Below are 15896 nucleotides of genomic sequence, written 5' to 3' on the forward strand. Positions count from 1 at the left end.
ATTATCGCTTCGGCCCCTGGCGTCGGAAAAGGTGGTCTGATTGATTTACCAGCTGTTTGTATTTTACTACTCATTACTGGTTTATTAAGTTTTGGTATACGTGAAAGCGCACGCATTAATAATATTATGGTTCTTATCAAGCTAGCAGTTATTATCGCCTTTATTGTAGCAGGCGCAAAATATGTAAAACCTGAAAACTGGACACCTTTCATTCCATTCGGATACGACGGTATTATTACTGGAGCTGCTACTGTATTCTTTGCATTTTTAGGTTTTGATGCAATTGCAACCGCTGCGGAAGAAACGAAAAAACCACAACGTGATTTACCAATTGGCATTATCGGTTCCCTTCTTATTTGTACTGTTTTATACATGATTGTATCTTTCGTTTTAACAGGTATGGTTCCTTATACACAATTAGATGTGTCTGATCCAGTTGCATTTGCACTGCATTTCGTTGGTGAGGATACAATTGCAGGACTACTCGCTGTTGGGGCGATGACGGGAATGACAACCGTTCTTTTAGTCGTTATGTATGGACAAGTTCGCGTTTCTTATGCGATGAGCCGCGACGGTTTACTTCCAAAAGCTTTAGCGCGTGTGAATAAAAGAGTGAAAATTCCTTTATTAAATACGTGGATCACTGGCGTTGTTGCCGCTTTATTAGCCGGACTTTTAGACTTACACTTACTAGCTAATTTAGTAAATATCGGTACGTTAACAGCATTCACATTCGTTTGCTGCGCTGTCCTTATTTTGCGAAAAACACACCCTGACTTAAAACGGGGATTCCGTACACCTTTCGTACCTGTATTACCAGTTGTTGCGATTCTTTGCTGTTTATATTTAATGATTAATTTGTCTAAAACAACATGGATTAGCTTTATAGCTTGGCTTATAGTCGGCTTATGCTTCTATTTCTTCTACTCTAGAAAACATAGTCATTTAGCTACTGAAAAAACAAATGATGAAAAGAAAAAAGCATAACAAAATAGCTCGCCTATAAACTGGCGAGCTATTTTTATGCGTTTCATTAACGATTGTAAAATGAAAAATCTGCCCAATTTCCTATTAGTGTGGAACTTTTCAGAATGCCTATTCCGATCGTACACGAGCTCCACATTTGCATACAGATCTCCTTTACTTCGTTCCCTTCTTTTTCTTCCATGCATTCACACTATCAAAGAAAAAGTTAATAAATAACGTGCCTAAACCCGCTAATAAGAAAGTCATTAAAAATAGAACCCAAATACTTTTATCTTTTAATAGATAATATCCTACAAGGAGCACAACCGCGATCCATACATATTCAAGAATTCTTTTTAGCTTTTTCTGTTCCAACTTATTCGCTCCCTTTTTCTATGCTATTTTTAGTATAACAAAAAAGAAGCCTATCATGATAAGCTTCTTTTTCTTCACTCTTATTTGTTCATACTTTTTTCAACAAGTGAAATCGCATACTCTAATGTACGATTCATCGTTTCTACCTGTGCATCTTTTACTTTCACATCTTTTAATACAGCCTCTGCAACTGTAATTTTTTGATGTAATGATTTCACTGAACCGTCCGTTACATTCGCAGCTTGTGCTTTTTTCACTACTGCTTTTGCAGATTCAATATTGATTTGTAATTTTTCTTTCAGTGTTTTCGGTTGTTCTACTACTTTAGATTGTACAAATGTTTGATTTGCAGTTTTTAATTCATTATACGCTTGAATAATTTGTTCCCCAGTACTTGCTATATTTTCAAACACTTGCTTCGCATTATTATAGCTTTTCTCTAATTCTTGAAATGCCTCTTTTGAATATTGACCTGGCTTATCACCAAATTCATACACACCAGCTAACACTTCTTTTACTTTTACAAGCTCTTCAAATAGCGCATTTACTTGTTCTAACTTCGTACGAATAGAAAACTCATTGTACGCTGCTAATACTTCTGAAGAACTTAACGCTTTGCTATATAATTTCGCAAGCGCAATTTGACCATTTAACGGAATACCACCATTTCCGTTACTATCAGGGTCTGCTCCAAATGCAAATGGTACGTTCGGGTGATACACTTTCCCAGTAGCTGGCTGACTATTTACTTTTTTACCATCTACGTAAATAGCTACTTCACTTCCGTTATACGTTCCTGTTAAGTGATATGTTTTATTTGCTTCTAATTGAACTCCAACACGTTTATAACTGCCGCCAATGTGAGCCCATAATTCAACATATCCACTTCCTGTAGATTCAAAACCAATTCCTCCGCCCTCTGTATTTTGCAAAATACCTTGGCCACGAATTTCATTCATTGAAAATACAGTTTCTAACGTAAATGTATTTGCTACTTTTTCTTTTTGTGCTGCTGAAAATGGAAGGTATCCAAATGTATTTGCTTTTCCGTTTAACTTCATTACATTCTTTTTCAATGCTTTATCATATTCAATAGTCACATTGCCTTTTACATCACCTTTTGTAACAAATGGTGAATTATCTTTAAATGTACCATCTGCAAAGTTCACATCGAAAACATCAGCCTTTGGCACTTTTACATTCGGATCGATATTATCTTTTTTCGTAGTAATTTCTGCCGTTAATGGCTGTGTGCTTTCATTGCCAAATGAATCAATTGCAACAACTTCAAGTAGATATGTTTTCCCACCATCTAACCCTGCAAGCGTAAACGTAAGGTCTTTTGGCACTGGGTCACGGTAAAACTCCGAGAATGCTAATAATTTGTTTTTAATCTCGCCTGTTTGTTTATCCTTTGCTTGTACGCGATAAGAATGAACAAGAAGGTTGTCCAACGCTTGCGGGAATGTTACTGTTGCTGCATTTTCTGTTACATTTGATACAGCAAGCTTTGCATCTTTAGCAAAGTATGGCTTTTCTTTATCACGATCTTCTACATGTGTAAATGTGTCTTTCTTTGCTGGTAATTTAATTTTCCAAGGCTCGCCTGTCCAAGAATTTGTATGGAAATCACGGCGATTTATCGTTACCTCTTCATCATCTACTTCTACTAATAAGCCTTGGCTTAATGTACTAGCTCCTGGTGGGATATTCCCTTGTACTTTCCCACCTTCAACTTCCATATAACTTACTGAAGATGTACCAACTGATGTAAAGTCTTTTTGATGAATCGATCTCGGGTCATCTAATGGATAATGTGAATGACCTGAAAACGTAATGACTTGTGGGTATTGTTTTAATACCTCATTAATTTTTGCACTATCTTTTGTTCCCCACTCTTGACTACCGTATACTGTATCTTTAATATGTTGATGTAAAAATACGAAAATTGGTTTTGCTGGATCATCTTTTTGCGCTTTCGCCATTTCTTCTTTTAACCAATTAATTTGCTTGTCTGAATAATATCCATGAGTTGTCCCATCCTCTGGCGACATAACAAGGAAATGATACCCTTTTACGACTTTATGATAGTAAATCGATTCCATCCCTGTTTTTTCTAAGAAACGCTTCTGCGCACCTTCTACAGATAAACCGTTCCAATAATCATGGTTACCAAGAGAATTCATTCGCACAGCATCTTTCTTTGCATTTTCATTGTACACTTGCATGAAACGATCATATTGCTGCACCGATCCTGTATCCGTGAAATCACCTACAATAACAAATGCATCTTGCTTTGGTGCTAGCGTATTGAACTGTTCAATCGCTCTTTTCCAACGAAACGTATCATCTGTTCCACTGTTTTTAATATGTACATCACTTACAACTGGAAAAACTAACTTCTTCTCACTCGCTGCCTTTTCTTGCTTTTTCTCTTCTGCTTTGACTGATGTACTCCACGGAAATGATACAAACGCTAATACAAAGATCATTAATATTCCAATAAAGCCTTTTACTTTTCTTAAAGCAGTTCTTTCCACGTAAATCCTCCTCATATAATGAATTAATTACAATGCTTATTGTATCGAACACATATTAACTTCGTTTAAAGTGAAAATAAAAATTGTTTCACTTTTGTAAATATACAGTTATTTTAATGTGAAATCCCACATTTCTATGAAACAAACCCATTTTGTCTCATAGACACCTATTACTTCTCAATATCCACAAGTCCTATAGTTTTCTATGCCTAGTAAACTATTTAAATTTTCCATTTTTTTGTCCATTTATTAACAACTTCCTTCATGTTGTTACATTTAATAATAGTAAACAATCTCATGAAAAAGGAGGGATTCCATTGAAACCCCATAAAAATATCGGATGTTTTGCTCCTTTATCTATCATTTGTCAACCTATTTGTCCCTGTCCTCCTCCTATTCCCCCGCCTGAACAATGCGATGCTGAACTCATCACAAATGAGTTTGCGGGTAATATTTTCATTTCAAATGATTTTATTTCTGTTGCTCAAAGACAATCAAAACAAATCTATCCAACATTAACTATTTGGAAAGATGATGGGAGTATTTCATTATCTGGAACTATCTCTGTATACAACAGTAAAAACAGTACAGATGCTTTAACTGTACAAATAGTAAGTAATAATACTAATACTTTCACTGTTCTACCCGGTAATACCATTTCATACACAGGATCAAACTTACAATCTGTTTCTATAATAGATATTCCAACAGATCCTTCTACTTATATCGAGGGTCGCTACTGTTTCCAACTCACTTATTGTAAATCAAAGCGTGACTGCCTATAAGTATATTCGATTAACAAACAACTATTACCTTTGCAAAATTCCACAAAAAAACCGTGCAAACTAATACATAGTTTGCACGGTTCTTATCAAGATATTGCAATATTCTATGATAAAGTATAACGAATCGTCATACAAAATTCTCCTGTTTCTGCAGCTGCTGTTCCAATAATTGTAACCGTATCAAATCTGCGAACTGTAAAGGATGCACTACTCCCTGACGCAACCGTTATTGTTTCTACTATTGTTCCTCCTGTTCCACCACTGTAAAAATTAATAGTAACAGGACCTGTTCCAGTATCCACTTTCAAATATCCTGAAGCATAAATATCTTGTGAAATATTATCAGCATAAATGATTGCTGCAGTTACAGCAGCTGTCCAATCAATACACACCTTATCTTGGACAATTGTTTTTTGTCCATTTGCACAACATGAAAGATTTGTACTACAATTACCCATATTAATTCCCCTCTCTATAACATTAAATATCTAGTTGTAATACAAAACTCCCCTTGATACGTACCTACCGGAGTTACAGGAGTTGTAATTTGAATGATGTTAAAGCGGCGAAACGTAAATGAAATGCTAGTACCTTCATTTACTAGAAATGTTTGGATTGGACCTCCACCTGAGTCTAAAACAGTCACCGTAATTTGGTTCGCAGGACTCACCCCAGGACCAACATTATAAGTTAAATATCCTGTCCCAATAATATTTTGATTCACATTGTTTGCGTAAACTGTAAATGTACTATCTTCAGCACTAGACCACGGGTTACATACTTTATCTTGTACAAAGTTACTACTATTATCTGAGCAACATGTTAATACTGTACTTGAGCATTCACAAGCCATAGTCTTTCCCCTCTCTCTTTGTTATTCCCTATATGTGTATGTCCCCCAGAGTCTTTTGCCTGTACTATTCATCTATTTTCAAAAAATATTCATGTGACTAGATAGATTCCGTTCTGTTTCTTTTTTTCATAAATTTATAGATTAAAATACCACCTACAACAATAACTACGACTAGTAATATCGGTAGCATATATTGTCCAACAACATCCGCAGCCTTTGCCCAATGCGGACCTAATTTCATTCCAAAATAGACATATAAAGTCGTTAACGGGAACATTGCTACAAATGTATATATGCTAAATTTCCATATGTTCATTTTCGCCATACCACATGGAACAGAAATAAGCGTTCGAACTCCCGGTACAAAGCGTCCAACAAATGCTACAACTGGTCCATATTTCTCAAAGAAATCATCTGCTTTTTGAATTTGTTCTTCTTTAATAAAGAAGTATTTCCCGTATTTTATTAATAGGGGACGACCACCGTAATAACCGAGGGCATATAACGTTAACGGTCCTGTCGTTCCGCCAAGCGTCCCAGCTAATACTGCTAGCCAAAAATTCATATCTCCCTCGTATACCCAATACCCAACCATGGGCAAAACTACTTCTGCTGGAATAAATTCAAACGTTAATGCTAGTACAACTCCAAAATAAGAAAACTGCTTTAAAAATTCGATTATATCTAAAATAATTTGCTCCATATTTTCTACTCCAACTCCTATCCTACGTTTACGTTATGTTTTTCTTGTAATTGAACTGGCGCCATTTTTACAATTCGATTTAAAATAAATAACACAATTCCAATATCATCTAAAATACCGATGAACGGTAAGAAGTCTGGAATGAAATCGAGCGGCATCGCTACATAACCAACTAAAAAAGCAATAGATAAAATTTTCTTCTTTATTGAAACCTCTTTTGAAGTAAAAAAGTCAAATAGGAATGGAACGAAACGACGGACATGAAATACAACTCTTAATCTACTAATAAGTTTTTTCATTTTTATTTCTCCTCTCTTTGTATACAAAAAGGACCCTACCAAATATGGTAAGGGTCCTAAAAAAGACAATAAGGGGCCTTTACCATTGCTGGTAAAGGTCTCACTAACAACGAAACGTTGCCAATAAAGCCGAGGGTTTCTCCCTGTAATGACGACTTTACTGTAATAAGTTACTCCCCTTTATATACACAATTTTATACAATCACATTAAAATATTTGCTTAGGCTTGTCAATATTTTTTTCATTTGTCATTCAGATTATTACACTGTAAAAGGCCTTCTTCCGTGTTCTCTATTGAAGTAACTTGGAGTGTGTAACCATCTGGATCAAGAAATATTATTCTAACTTCTTCACCACGGCGTTCTTCTACAAATGATATTTGATAAAACGCTAACTTTTTCTTTAACCGCTCGATATTTGTAGTTTTTAACAATAGTTCCTTCACTGATGATGTAACAGTTTCTCGATACTCTCCCAATCCTCTGTTTACAACAAAACAAATTCTCGTTGAACAAATATCATACCAAACACCCGTTACACGTATTTGTGGCCTCTCCTTACTCGGTTTAAAACCTAGAATTCCTTCATAAAAATATAATGTTTCCTTTAAGTTTTTAGATTCTAATACAATACATGTTGTAACACTTTCCATCCGCACTCCCCCTGATCCTTTTAGTTTTCTATATGAGGCATAATTTACAATTATGTACGAATACAATACGTAGTAATGAATATTTCATTTATAAAGGAGGCATGTAACATGGATAAATTTATGAAATCTTACATACCTTATCACGGTCCAAATGATCCTTGTCCTCCAATCGGAAAGAAATATTACTCAACTCCCCCACACCTATTTATGGGGTTTCAACCACCTAACTTACCCCAATTCCCACCAAAAGAAGCTTTAAGAAAAGGGACTTTATGGCCCGCTTTTTATGATTTTTATGAAAATCCTTACAAAAAAGGACGGTGAATAAAAACGTGACACAGACATTGCCAGATGAATATTACAGATGGATTGAAGAGCTACAAGAACTAGACTTTGTATTAGTTGAGCTTACCCTCTATTTAGATACGCACCCTGACGATACTGCAGCTATAAATCAATTCAACGATTTCTCCTATAAACGAAGAGTATTACAACAAAAAATTGAAGAAAAATATGGGCCACTTCAGCAGTTTGGAAATAGTTATTCTAACGCCCCATGGGAATGGAGCAAAGGACCGTGGCCATGGCAAATATAAAGGAGAGAAACTATGTGGATTTATGAAAAGAAATTACAATATCCAGTTAAAGTGAGTACTTGTAATCCAGCACTCGCCAAATTATTAGTTGAACAATATGGCGGTGCGGACGGCGAACTAGCTGCTGCGCTTCGCTACTTAAATCAGCGTTATACAATTCCTGACAAAGTTGTCGGCTTACTAACCGACATTGGTACAGAAGAATTCGCACATTTAGAAATGATTGCGACAATGATTTATAAGTTAACAAAAGATGCGACGCCAGAGCAAATGAAAGCTGCTGGATTAGACGCGCAGTACGCTAATCACGATAGTGCTTTATTTTATCATAATGCAGGTGGCGTTCCTTTTACTGCTACTTATATTCAAGCAAAAGGAGACCCTATCGCAGATTTATATGAAGATATTGCTGCTGAAGAGAAAGCAAGAGCAACTTATCAATGGCTAATTGATTTATCTGACGATCCCGACATAAATGATAGCTTACGATTCTTACGTGAACGAGAAATTGTCCATTCACAACGTTTCCGAGAAGCAGTTGAAATTTTAAAAGAAGAACGCGATCGAAAAATTTATTTTTAACACACGTATCCTAGCGATATGTGTTTTTTTACGTTTAAAGTTAAATCCTTCCTATTAAAGATATAAATAGTATATTTATTCGATTTAATGCATTATTTTTTAATATTTTCAAAATTCCCTATTGCTTTCTAGTCATCAGACCTTTAAAATAGTAACAGTTACTCGACAAATTATTTGAATTTTCGACAAAAACACTCATTAGGAGGCTTTTCTTTATATGCGTACAACTTTAAAACCAGCGCAAATACTTTCGATTAGTTTATTACTATTCGCAGTTTTCTTCGGTGCTGGTAATATGATTTTCCCGCCCCTTCTCGGTCTTTCTTCGGGAGAAAATATGTGGATTTCCATTACAGGATTTATTATTACAGACGTCGGTTTATCTTTACTAGCGATCGTTGCTGTTGCCCTCGCGGGTGGTAGTTTCAATAATTTAGCGAGCCGTGTCCATCCAAAATTCGCAGCAGTATTAGCTATCATCATTTATCTTTCAATCGGCCCACTATTTGTTATTCCACGAACTGGATCTGTATCTTACGAAATTGGGATTGCACCACTTTTCCCTGATCAATGGTATTCTATGTTAATCTTTAGTGCGATTTTCTTTACAGTCGTCTACTTCTTATCATTAAACCCATCCAAATTAGTAGATCATATCGGTAAAATATTAACGCCAATTTTACTTGGGATTATTGCAATTATGGCAACAAAAGCGATTCTTTCACCAGGATCATTCACTGAGCCTATCGGTGACTATAAAGACATCCCATTTTTCAAAGGATTTCTTGAAGGATTTTTAACTTTAGATGCAATTGGAGCACTTGTATTATCAACGATTGTTGTAAATGCGATTCGCCAAAACGGTATACAAGAGAAAAAAGCGATTGCTAAATATACCATTATTTGCGGAAGCATTGCTGCCCTATTCTTAACAATTGTTTATTTCTTACTCGGTTACATCGGTGCTTCAAATGGAAACTTAGGACAATTCGAAAATGGTGGTCAGCTATTAGCAGTCATTATGTACCAATTCTTTGGGACAAGCGGTAATGTTTTACTAAGCATCGCTATTATCTTTGCTTGCTTAACCACAGCAATCGGTGTTGTAAGTGCATTCGCCAACTACTTCACAACAGTACTAACAAACGTTTCCTACAAAAAGCTCGTACTATACGTTTGTATCTTTAGCTTCGTTATTTCAAACTTAGGATTAAGCTTACTAATCAAAATTACACTACCTGTATTAATTATTTTGTACCCAATTACAATCATTTTAATTTTCGTGTCCTTTATTGATAAATATACGAAACGAAAACCTTCTGTCTACATCGGAGCGATGATCGCTGCATTTATTGTTAGCTGTGTTCATGCACTTGATAATGTAGGAATGATACCAGGATTTATTGCTAATATCGTACACACAATTCCTTTTTACAACTTAGGAATCGGTTGGATCGTTCCAGCAATAATCGGTGGTCTAATCGGATACTGTATTCCGCAAACGGAAGCTGAAGGTGAGGTTTCTGCAAAATAAAAAAGAAGCAGGCATTGATTATGCTTGCTTCTTTTTTATTTTCACATCGTATGTTTAAAGGTAAACAGTTCTTCTTTTGACTGTACAGCAGACTGTTCCTCTTTTACATCTATCTTCTTTATCTCTCCCCCTAATCGAACTTTCCTCATCGCCTCTTCTATACTTTTTACAATCATATTTCCTGAAAAAATAGTAAGCCCGAAAAATGTAATTGGGACCAGAGGAATCCATGGATGCACTGTTAAAGATCGAAAGTATACCCCAATTAACCCTGACCATTCATGTGTGTAAGAATCTATTTCTTTCATCCCTGGAATCGGTCCACCATACTGGACCGTCCCACCAAAAAACACCTCAAGTAACCCTAAATGAAGTAAAATGGTCAAGGTTTGAGTAAACTGTTGAAGAAATACGAGTATAAACGTCATATTGAGATGTGGAAAAATATGCTTTATAACTATGTGTCTTCTTGATCCGCCTAATATGCGCGCAGCATCAATAAATTCTTCCGTTCTCAATTTACGAACTTCATTCGCAACATATAGTGCAATAACTGGCATCGCAAGCATTACAAGTAATACAACTTGAAACGAAGCCCTTTCAAAAAAAGTTGATGTTTCTTCTCCGCTTCCAAATTGATTAACAGATTGAAGAAAGAAATACGCAATCATAACTGTCGGAATAACTGTGAAACTATCAAAAAAAGCCTCAATCTTCGAAAAGCCTCTTTTTATATATGTTCCGAGTACAACACCGAAAAACACACCTATTACCATTCTAAGTGCCGCAATTAAAATAGATATACCAATCGTCCACTTCGCGCCTTCAATGACTAAATGTAAAAGATCATATCCTTTCCGGTCTGTCCCGAGTAAAAATTGTAATGAAGGTGAAAACGGTGGCACCTCTGGATTTCCAGCCGCGTCATATTGCAGTGTAACTTTTTTAATTTGTCCATCATTCCATATCGTATTTCCGATGCTCAAAAGGACTAATATGAGAAGAAATCCAATGCTTATCCAAAATCTTTTATCGCGTTTTATATACGTCCACATATTATAATCTCTCCTTCATCGCAGCAGGAATGAGATAATGAAACAATTTAAATAAAATAAAAATCGGAATATAAATAAGCAGCACACTAACGATGAAAACCTCAATCCTAATACCCTCATACGATTTCAAAAACATAAAAATACCACCCGTATTAAAAATCCATTCTATAATATATAAATTGGATAACATAAAAAAAACATTCGTTTTCGCAAAGAAAAGTGTACTAAGCAACACATTTCGTAAAATATGACGATTTAAAATATGAAAACGATCCAGCCCTTTCGCCTTAGCAAATAGTACATAATCTTTTTCTAGCTCATTTTCAAAACGAAGCACTAACATTTTTACAAACATAATCGTAGTCGGTATACTCAAACAAAATATTGGCAATCCTCTAATCGACTCGCCTCCGATTGAAGCAATTTGAAAAGGTAAAAAACCTGTTTGTTTAAAAAACCATATAACTAAAATTTGTGATCCTAAAATAAGAAGAATGTCTGGAATGGATTCTAGGAAGATGAGAAATGATTTAATTCGATGTTGTATACGCGGTGAACTACTCATAATCATATAAACAATACAAAATGCTACAAATAATGAAATGAAAAAAGCGGCCAAAAAAATAACAATCGTTTCTTTATAATGGACAAACAACTGTGGAAATAAAAATTTATCTCTCACATATTGCAAATTAGAGATATCCATTAAGTTCGCAAATACTTCTTTTAAACTCTTTATGTACTTTGATGCATTCAGCTCAAATCCATAAAACAATTTCGGCAGTGCCCCTAAACAAATAATACCCAAAATCGAAATAATAAATTGAATCGTCACTTCCATCCCATTTAAAAAAACTTTTTTGATCATTTTCTCCCTTCTCTCTCTATAATTTACCATTTAATTTTATTCTTAATTTTCAGAATTGTAAATATTTACAACAAAAAAATCACTAGGTTATGATCCTAGCGATTCTTTATGCACATGCTTTTCACTTTTGGAAAACGGTATATACAAAATGAAACATCCAATAAGCGCTGCAATTTCTAATGAAATAATATAGTAAGGATACGGTCCTAGCATATCAAGTAATGAAGCAGTTTCTGGCTTATGGGCTAAAAACATATAATTACCGCCTGTTTTATAATTCACGAATGAAACGACTGGAATTACAATGTTTAAAAATATCATCGTACGCTTAATAGATTGTAAAGTCGGTCTATACCCTTCTACCCATGTCATAAAGAGCGGTGCCCAAATGAGTAATACATGTGCAAGGAAAAATTCTATAAAGCGAAAATGCGGAAAAGCGTATTGCAAGTTTGGCGTTAAAATAGCTTGTGATGCACCGATAATTCCTGTAAAAAAGACAATCTCATATATGCGATAACTTTTCGTTACAATCATAATCGACGCTAACAATAAGCTAATTGTACATAACTCAAATGGTAATGAAGTGGCTAGTTCAAAAATACCAGCTTTCCATTCCCACATATGAAGTCCAATTTCACTTCCGATAAATAGAAATGCAATCGCATATCGAACCGTTATATTCCACTCACTTTGACGCAGTACATCTTGGTATTGATACAGAAAAATGATCCCTACCAACATAATAAATAATATAATGGCGTGTTGCCTTGAATATGGAATAAATGGTTTTAATGGATGCGCACTAAAATAAGCTTCCATCTTCCTTCCCCCTTTCCTTCATACAATATTATTGTAAGAAAAAACAACGAGTCAATTCATCTGCTTAAGCTGGGACAACCTTTACCTTACATCTACATATTTATACCTTACAAAACTGTAAGGTTATTGTAAGCTAAAACGATTTGTCAGATTCCTCACCTCTTCTATACTAAATGTAGATACTAAAACGAACGAAAAGGTGATAAATAGATGAAGAAGAAAAATAAAGTGTTAATTACTAGTGTAGTAGCAATTGGAATTGCAGCTGGATCATACTTTGCATTTGCTGGAGGCGGTTCAGAAGTAGCAATGGCATATAGCGGATATAAAGTAACAGAAAAACAAATTGAAAACGCACAAAAATTTGGCGGTGAAGTCATTCCAAACGGAATCGAAACCATTTCATTCGACCCAACAAAAGGTACGTATGAATTAGCTGTAAAAAAAGGTGATGAAGTGAAAAAAGGTCAACTTCTGTTTAAATATAATGATCCTACTGCTAAGCAAGGTGTAACGGAAGCAGAAATGCAAAAGAAAATCGCACAAAAAGAAGTAACATTGTTCCAAAAACAAATTGATGCAGCGAAACAAAAATTACAAAAAGATAAAAATGCAGGCCTTCCTCAGGAAGCATTAAAAGCATCAGAAATCGAAGTGCAACAATTAGAATCACAACTTGAAATGAAAAAGTTTGAAGTTGAAAAATCTGATGAAATGATTAAAGCAGCAAAAGAGAAAGTAAACACACTTTCTGTAACAAGTCCTGCTGATGGCGTAATTGATGATATCGTAAAAATTGCTGATGAAAAAACAGGTATGAGTGGCATTACACTTCGTCACGCTGGTCCATTTAAAGTAAAAGGTCAACTTTCTGAATATGAGCTTGCTAGTATGAAAGTTGGGCAAGAAGTAACTGTTTCATCAAAAACGGTCGCTGGTAAGACTTGGACAGGAAAAGTAACAGAAATCGGCTCTACTCCATTAAAGAGTATGGACGAAAACAAAACAGTTTCTAACTATCAATTCACTGTCACATTAGATAATAGTGAAGAGTTACAAAACGGCTTCCACGTTTACGTAACAAGTAAATCAGGCGAAGCAACTGGTACGATTGTTCCGAAAAGCAGCATCGTGAAAAAAGGTGACAAAAATGTTGTCTTCATTGTAAAAGACGGTAAAGCGAAAGAACAAGCGGTTACTGTTGAATTCGAAACAGATAGCGAAGCAAAAGTTACTGGAGTGAAAAAAGGAGAGCAAATTATCTCTAAACCTGAAAAAGACTTAAAAGATGGTATGGAGGTTGTCGTTGAATGATTAACTTAAAAGGCATCACGAAATCCTTCCAAAATGGTGCAGAATCCGTTCAAATATTACACGGAATCGACGTAACACTTAACCAAGGAGAATTTACTTCTATTATGGGACCATCTGGTTCTGGTAAATCAACTTTAATGAACATTATCGGTTGCTTAGATAAACCAACGACAGGTGCATACGAACTAGCTGGTCAAAACATTTCAAATATGTCTGAGACAGAACTTGCACGCGTTCGTAATAAAGAGATCGGGTTCGTATTCCAAAACTTCATGTTATTACCGAGACTTACAGCACTTCAAAATGTAGAGCTACCTCTTATCTACGCTGGAGTCGATAAAAAAGAAAGACGTGAGCGTTCATTAGCCGCTTTAACGAAAGTCGGCTTAGCTGATCGTGCTACTCACTTACCGAACGAATTATCAGGTGGACAAAAACAACGTGTCGCAGTCGCACGTGCAATCGTAAATAATCCAAAATTCATCTTAGCTGATGAACCAACAGGAGCACTTGATACGAAAACAAGTACACAAATTATGGACCTCTTTTACGAGTTAAACAAACAAGGCTCAACAATCATTATGATTACCCACGATCGTGAAATCGGGGAAGCTGCCGCACGTCAAATTGTAATTCGTGACGGAAATATCGTCCAAGATTGGAGAGGTTAATTTTGAACACGAGTGAAAATATACGCATGGCCCTTTCCTCTATCTTTGCTCATAAAATGCGTTCTATCTTAACGATGTTAGGTATTATTATCGGTATTAGCGCTATTATTACTATCATTTCAATGGGTGATGGTACAAATGCGAAGTTTAAAAAAGAGTTAGGCCAAGGAAAAGATAATGAAGTAACGATTTACTACAAAAACCCTGATTATGGACCAGACAACGCCAAAATTACAGCCGATATGCTAAACCGTCTTCAAACTGTACCAGGCGTTAAAGATGTGTATCCAGATGTAAGTATGAAAGTGAAAGCATCTGCTGGTTCAAAAGATGTTTCTCTTGATTTAAAAGGTGGAACAGGCGACTTCATGACAGATTCGAAAATAAAATTAGTTCACGGTCGTGAATTAAACGACAGCGAATTAAACCAAGCAATTCCTGCTGTTATATTAAATGAAGAAGCTTTCAATAAATTATTTAATGGTTGGGAATCAAATTTATACACAGATATAAAAGGAAAACCATATAAAGTAGTCGGTGTGTACGAAACAAAAAATGAGTTTGGAATGGCTATGTCAGAAGGTTATACATCACTTGAAAATGCCCCGGTCATTTCTGGAGTAACTGAGTATGACACTGTAAAATTAACGCTCGTTTCTCCAGCAGAACGTAAAAGTGTAGAAAAACAAGCCGTTTCTGTTTTAAACGAAATGAAGGCTCCTAAATTTGAGCATAAATTTGAAGCGCAAGACATGGGTGAATTTACGAAGCAATTAGACGAATCAATCGGTATGATGAAAATGGTATTCGGTGGTATTGCCGCTATCTCCTTACTTGTTGGTGGTATCGGTGTAATGAACATCATGCTTGTATCTGTAACAGAACGTACACGTGAGATTGGTATTCGTAAAGCGCTTGGTGCAACGCGCGGTAAAGTATTAACACAATTCTTAATTGAATCTTGTATTTTGACAGGACTCGGTGGTTTCATCGGATTCATGCTCGGTATTTTCTTCGCTTGGATTGTCTCAATCTTTGCCGGATGGCCACTTGTTGTCTCAAAAGAACTTGGACTTCTTGCAGTAGGTATTTCAATGCTAATTGGTATTATATTCGGTTTACTGCCAGCTAACAAAGCTGCAAAACTGGATCCAATTGAATGTTTACGATATGAATAAACAAAAACGTAGGGGTTTACACCCCTACGTTTTTTATTTATCCCGCTTTAATGGGCAGTAAGACCCCCACCTCAAAATTCAGTGAAAGCAAAGAAGTTAGGTG

At 35.6% G+C, this 15896-nt stretch carries 19 protein-coding genes; 9 read left to right on the forward strand and 10 right to left on the reverse strand.

Features of this window, described 5'->3' with window-relative positions; all coding sequences use genetic code 11:
- Window positions 1-987, forward strand: a 987-nt coding sequence (locus tag BAQ48_RS12430; protein WP_071711311.1) for an APC family permease, incomplete at its 5' end; no start/stop codon positions are given.
- Between the two features lie 153 nt (window positions 988-1140).
- Here the strand turns inward: BAQ48_RS12430 and BAQ48_RS12435 are convergent.
- Entirely contained in the window at window positions 1141-1341 is a 201-nt protein-coding gene (locus tag BAQ48_RS12435; RefSeq protein ID WP_000435801.1) for a hypothetical protein, read from the reverse strand.
- Window positions 1342-1421: 80 nt separating this feature from the next.
- On the reverse strand, window positions 1422-3881 hold the full coding sequence (locus BAQ48_RS12440; protein WP_071711312.1) for a LamG-like jellyroll fold domain-containing protein: 2460 nt from the start codon (window positions 3879-3881) through the stop codon (window positions 1422-1424).
- A 317-nt stretch (window positions 3882-4198) separates the two neighbouring features.
- Here BAQ48_RS12440 and BAQ48_RS12445 point away from each other — a divergent pair, with 317 nt between their 5' ends.
- Window positions 4199-4666: an S-Ena type endospore appendage gene (locus tag BAQ48_RS12445; protein ID WP_000802317.1), complete on the forward strand. Its 468-nt coding sequence runs from the start codon at window positions 4199-4201 to the stop codon at window positions 4664-4666.
- Window positions 4667-4770: 104 nt separating this feature from the next.
- Here BAQ48_RS12445 and BAQ48_RS12450 read toward each other — a convergent pair whose 3' ends face one another.
- From BAQ48_RS12450 to BAQ48_RS12470, 5 genes are all read right to left on the reverse strand, one after another.
- Window positions 4771-5124: a DUF3992 domain-containing protein gene (locus BAQ48_RS12450; RefSeq protein WP_071711313.1), complete on the reverse strand. Its 354-nt coding sequence runs from the start codon at window positions 5122-5124 to the stop codon at window positions 4771-4773.
- A gap of 14 nt (window positions 5125-5138) precedes the next feature.
- Window positions 5139-5519, reverse strand: coding sequence for a DUF3992 domain-containing protein (locus BAQ48_RS12455; RefSeq protein WP_071711314.1), 381 nt, complete (start codon window positions 5517-5519; stop codon window positions 5139-5141).
- Window positions 5520-5616: 97 nt separating this feature from the next.
- Complete coding sequence (locus BAQ48_RS12460; RefSeq protein ID WP_071711315.1) at window positions 5617-6222, reverse strand: DedA family protein; 606 nt, start codon at window positions 6220-6222, stop codon at window positions 5617-5619.
- Between the two features lie 17 nt (window positions 6223-6239).
- The gene (locus tag BAQ48_RS12465) at window positions 6240-6521 is read right to left on the reverse strand and encodes a YkvA family protein (RefSeq protein WP_071711316.1); all 282 of its coding nucleotides are present in this window, start codon (window positions 6519-6521) and stop codon (window positions 6240-6242) included.
- Between the two features lie 241 nt (window positions 6522-6762).
- Window positions 6763-7173: a VOC family protein gene (locus BAQ48_RS12470; protein ID WP_071711317.1), complete on the reverse strand. Its 411-nt coding sequence runs from the start codon at window positions 7171-7173 to the stop codon at window positions 6763-6765.
- A 108-nt stretch (window positions 7174-7281) separates the two neighbouring features.
- Here BAQ48_RS12470 and BAQ48_RS12475 point away from each other — a divergent pair, with 108 nt between their 5' ends.
- The 4 genes from BAQ48_RS12475 to brnQ2 all read left to right on the forward strand — a co-directional run bounded on the left by BAQ48_RS12475 (window position 7282) and on the right by brnQ2 (window position 9885).
- Window positions 7282-7497, forward strand: a complete 216-nt coding sequence (locus BAQ48_RS12475) for a spore coat associated protein CotJA (RefSeq protein WP_048562472.1) — start codon at window positions 7282-7284, stop codon at window positions 7495-7497.
- Between the two features lie 8 nt (window positions 7498-7505).
- Window positions 7506-7769: a spore coat protein CotJB gene (locus BAQ48_RS12480; RefSeq protein ID WP_071711318.1), complete on the forward strand. Its 264-nt coding sequence runs from the start codon at window positions 7506-7508 to the stop codon at window positions 7767-7769.
- A gap of 12 nt (window positions 7770-7781) precedes the next feature.
- On the forward strand, window positions 7782-8351 hold the full coding sequence (cotJC, locus tag BAQ48_RS12485; RefSeq protein ID WP_002170510.1) for a spore coat protein CotJC: 570 nt from the start codon (window positions 7782-7784) through the stop codon (window positions 8349-8351).
- 217 nt (window positions 8352-8568) lie between these two features.
- Window positions 8569-9885, forward strand: coding sequence for a branched-chain amino acid transport system II carrier protein BrnQ2 (brnQ2, locus tag BAQ48_RS12490; RefSeq protein WP_071711319.1), 1317 nt, complete (start codon window positions 8569-8571; stop codon window positions 9883-9885).
- 41 nt (window positions 9886-9926) lie between these two features.
- Here the strand turns inward: brnQ2 and BAQ48_RS12495 are convergent, their stop codons facing one another.
- The 3 genes from BAQ48_RS12495 to BAQ48_RS12505 form a co-directional block, all read right to left on the reverse strand.
- On the reverse strand, window positions 9927-10940 hold the full coding sequence (locus tag BAQ48_RS12495; RefSeq protein WP_071711320.1) for an ABC transporter permease: 1014 nt from the start codon (window positions 10938-10940) through the stop codon (window positions 9927-9929).
- A gap of 1 nt (window position 10941) precedes the next feature.
- On the reverse strand, window positions 10942-11808 hold the full coding sequence (locus BAQ48_RS12500) for an ABC transporter permease subunit (protein ID WP_071711321.1): 867 nt from the start codon (window positions 11806-11808) through the stop codon (window positions 10942-10944).
- Between the two features lie 87 nt (window positions 11809-11895).
- Complete coding sequence (locus BAQ48_RS12505; protein ID WP_071711322.1) at window positions 11896-12630, reverse strand: YwaF family protein; 735 nt, start codon at window positions 12628-12630, stop codon at window positions 11896-11898.
- Window positions 12631-12840: 210 nt separating this feature from the next.
- Between BAQ48_RS12505 and BAQ48_RS12510 the strand changes: the two genes are divergently transcribed.
- From BAQ48_RS12510 to BAQ48_RS12520, 3 genes are read left to right on the forward strand one after another with little or no spacing between them, the layout of a single operon-like run.
- Window positions 12841-13944 carry an efflux RND transporter periplasmic adaptor subunit gene (locus BAQ48_RS12510; protein ID WP_071711323.1) on the forward strand — a complete coding sequence of 368 codons (1104 nt, stop codon included), beginning with the start codon at window positions 12841-12843 and terminating at the stop codon, window positions 13942-13944.
- Window positions 13941-14615: an ABC transporter ATP-binding protein gene (locus tag BAQ48_RS12515; RefSeq protein WP_000609098.1), complete on the forward strand. Its 675-nt coding sequence runs from the start codon at window positions 13941-13943 to the stop codon at window positions 14613-14615. Before BAQ48_RS12510 ends, BAQ48_RS12515 begins: the two co-directional genes overlap by 4 nt.
- Window positions 14616-14641: 26 nt before the next feature.
- Window positions 14642-15793, forward strand: a complete 1152-nt coding sequence (locus BAQ48_RS12520; RefSeq protein ID WP_415783941.1) for an ABC transporter permease — start codon at window positions 14642-14644, stop codon at window positions 15791-15793.
- The last annotated feature ends 103 nt before the right edge of the window (window positions 15794-15896 follow it).

The organism is Bacillus luti, assembly GCF_001884105.1.
GTDB lineage: Bacteria > Bacillota > Bacilli > Bacillales > Bacillaceae_G > Bacillus_A > Bacillus_A luti.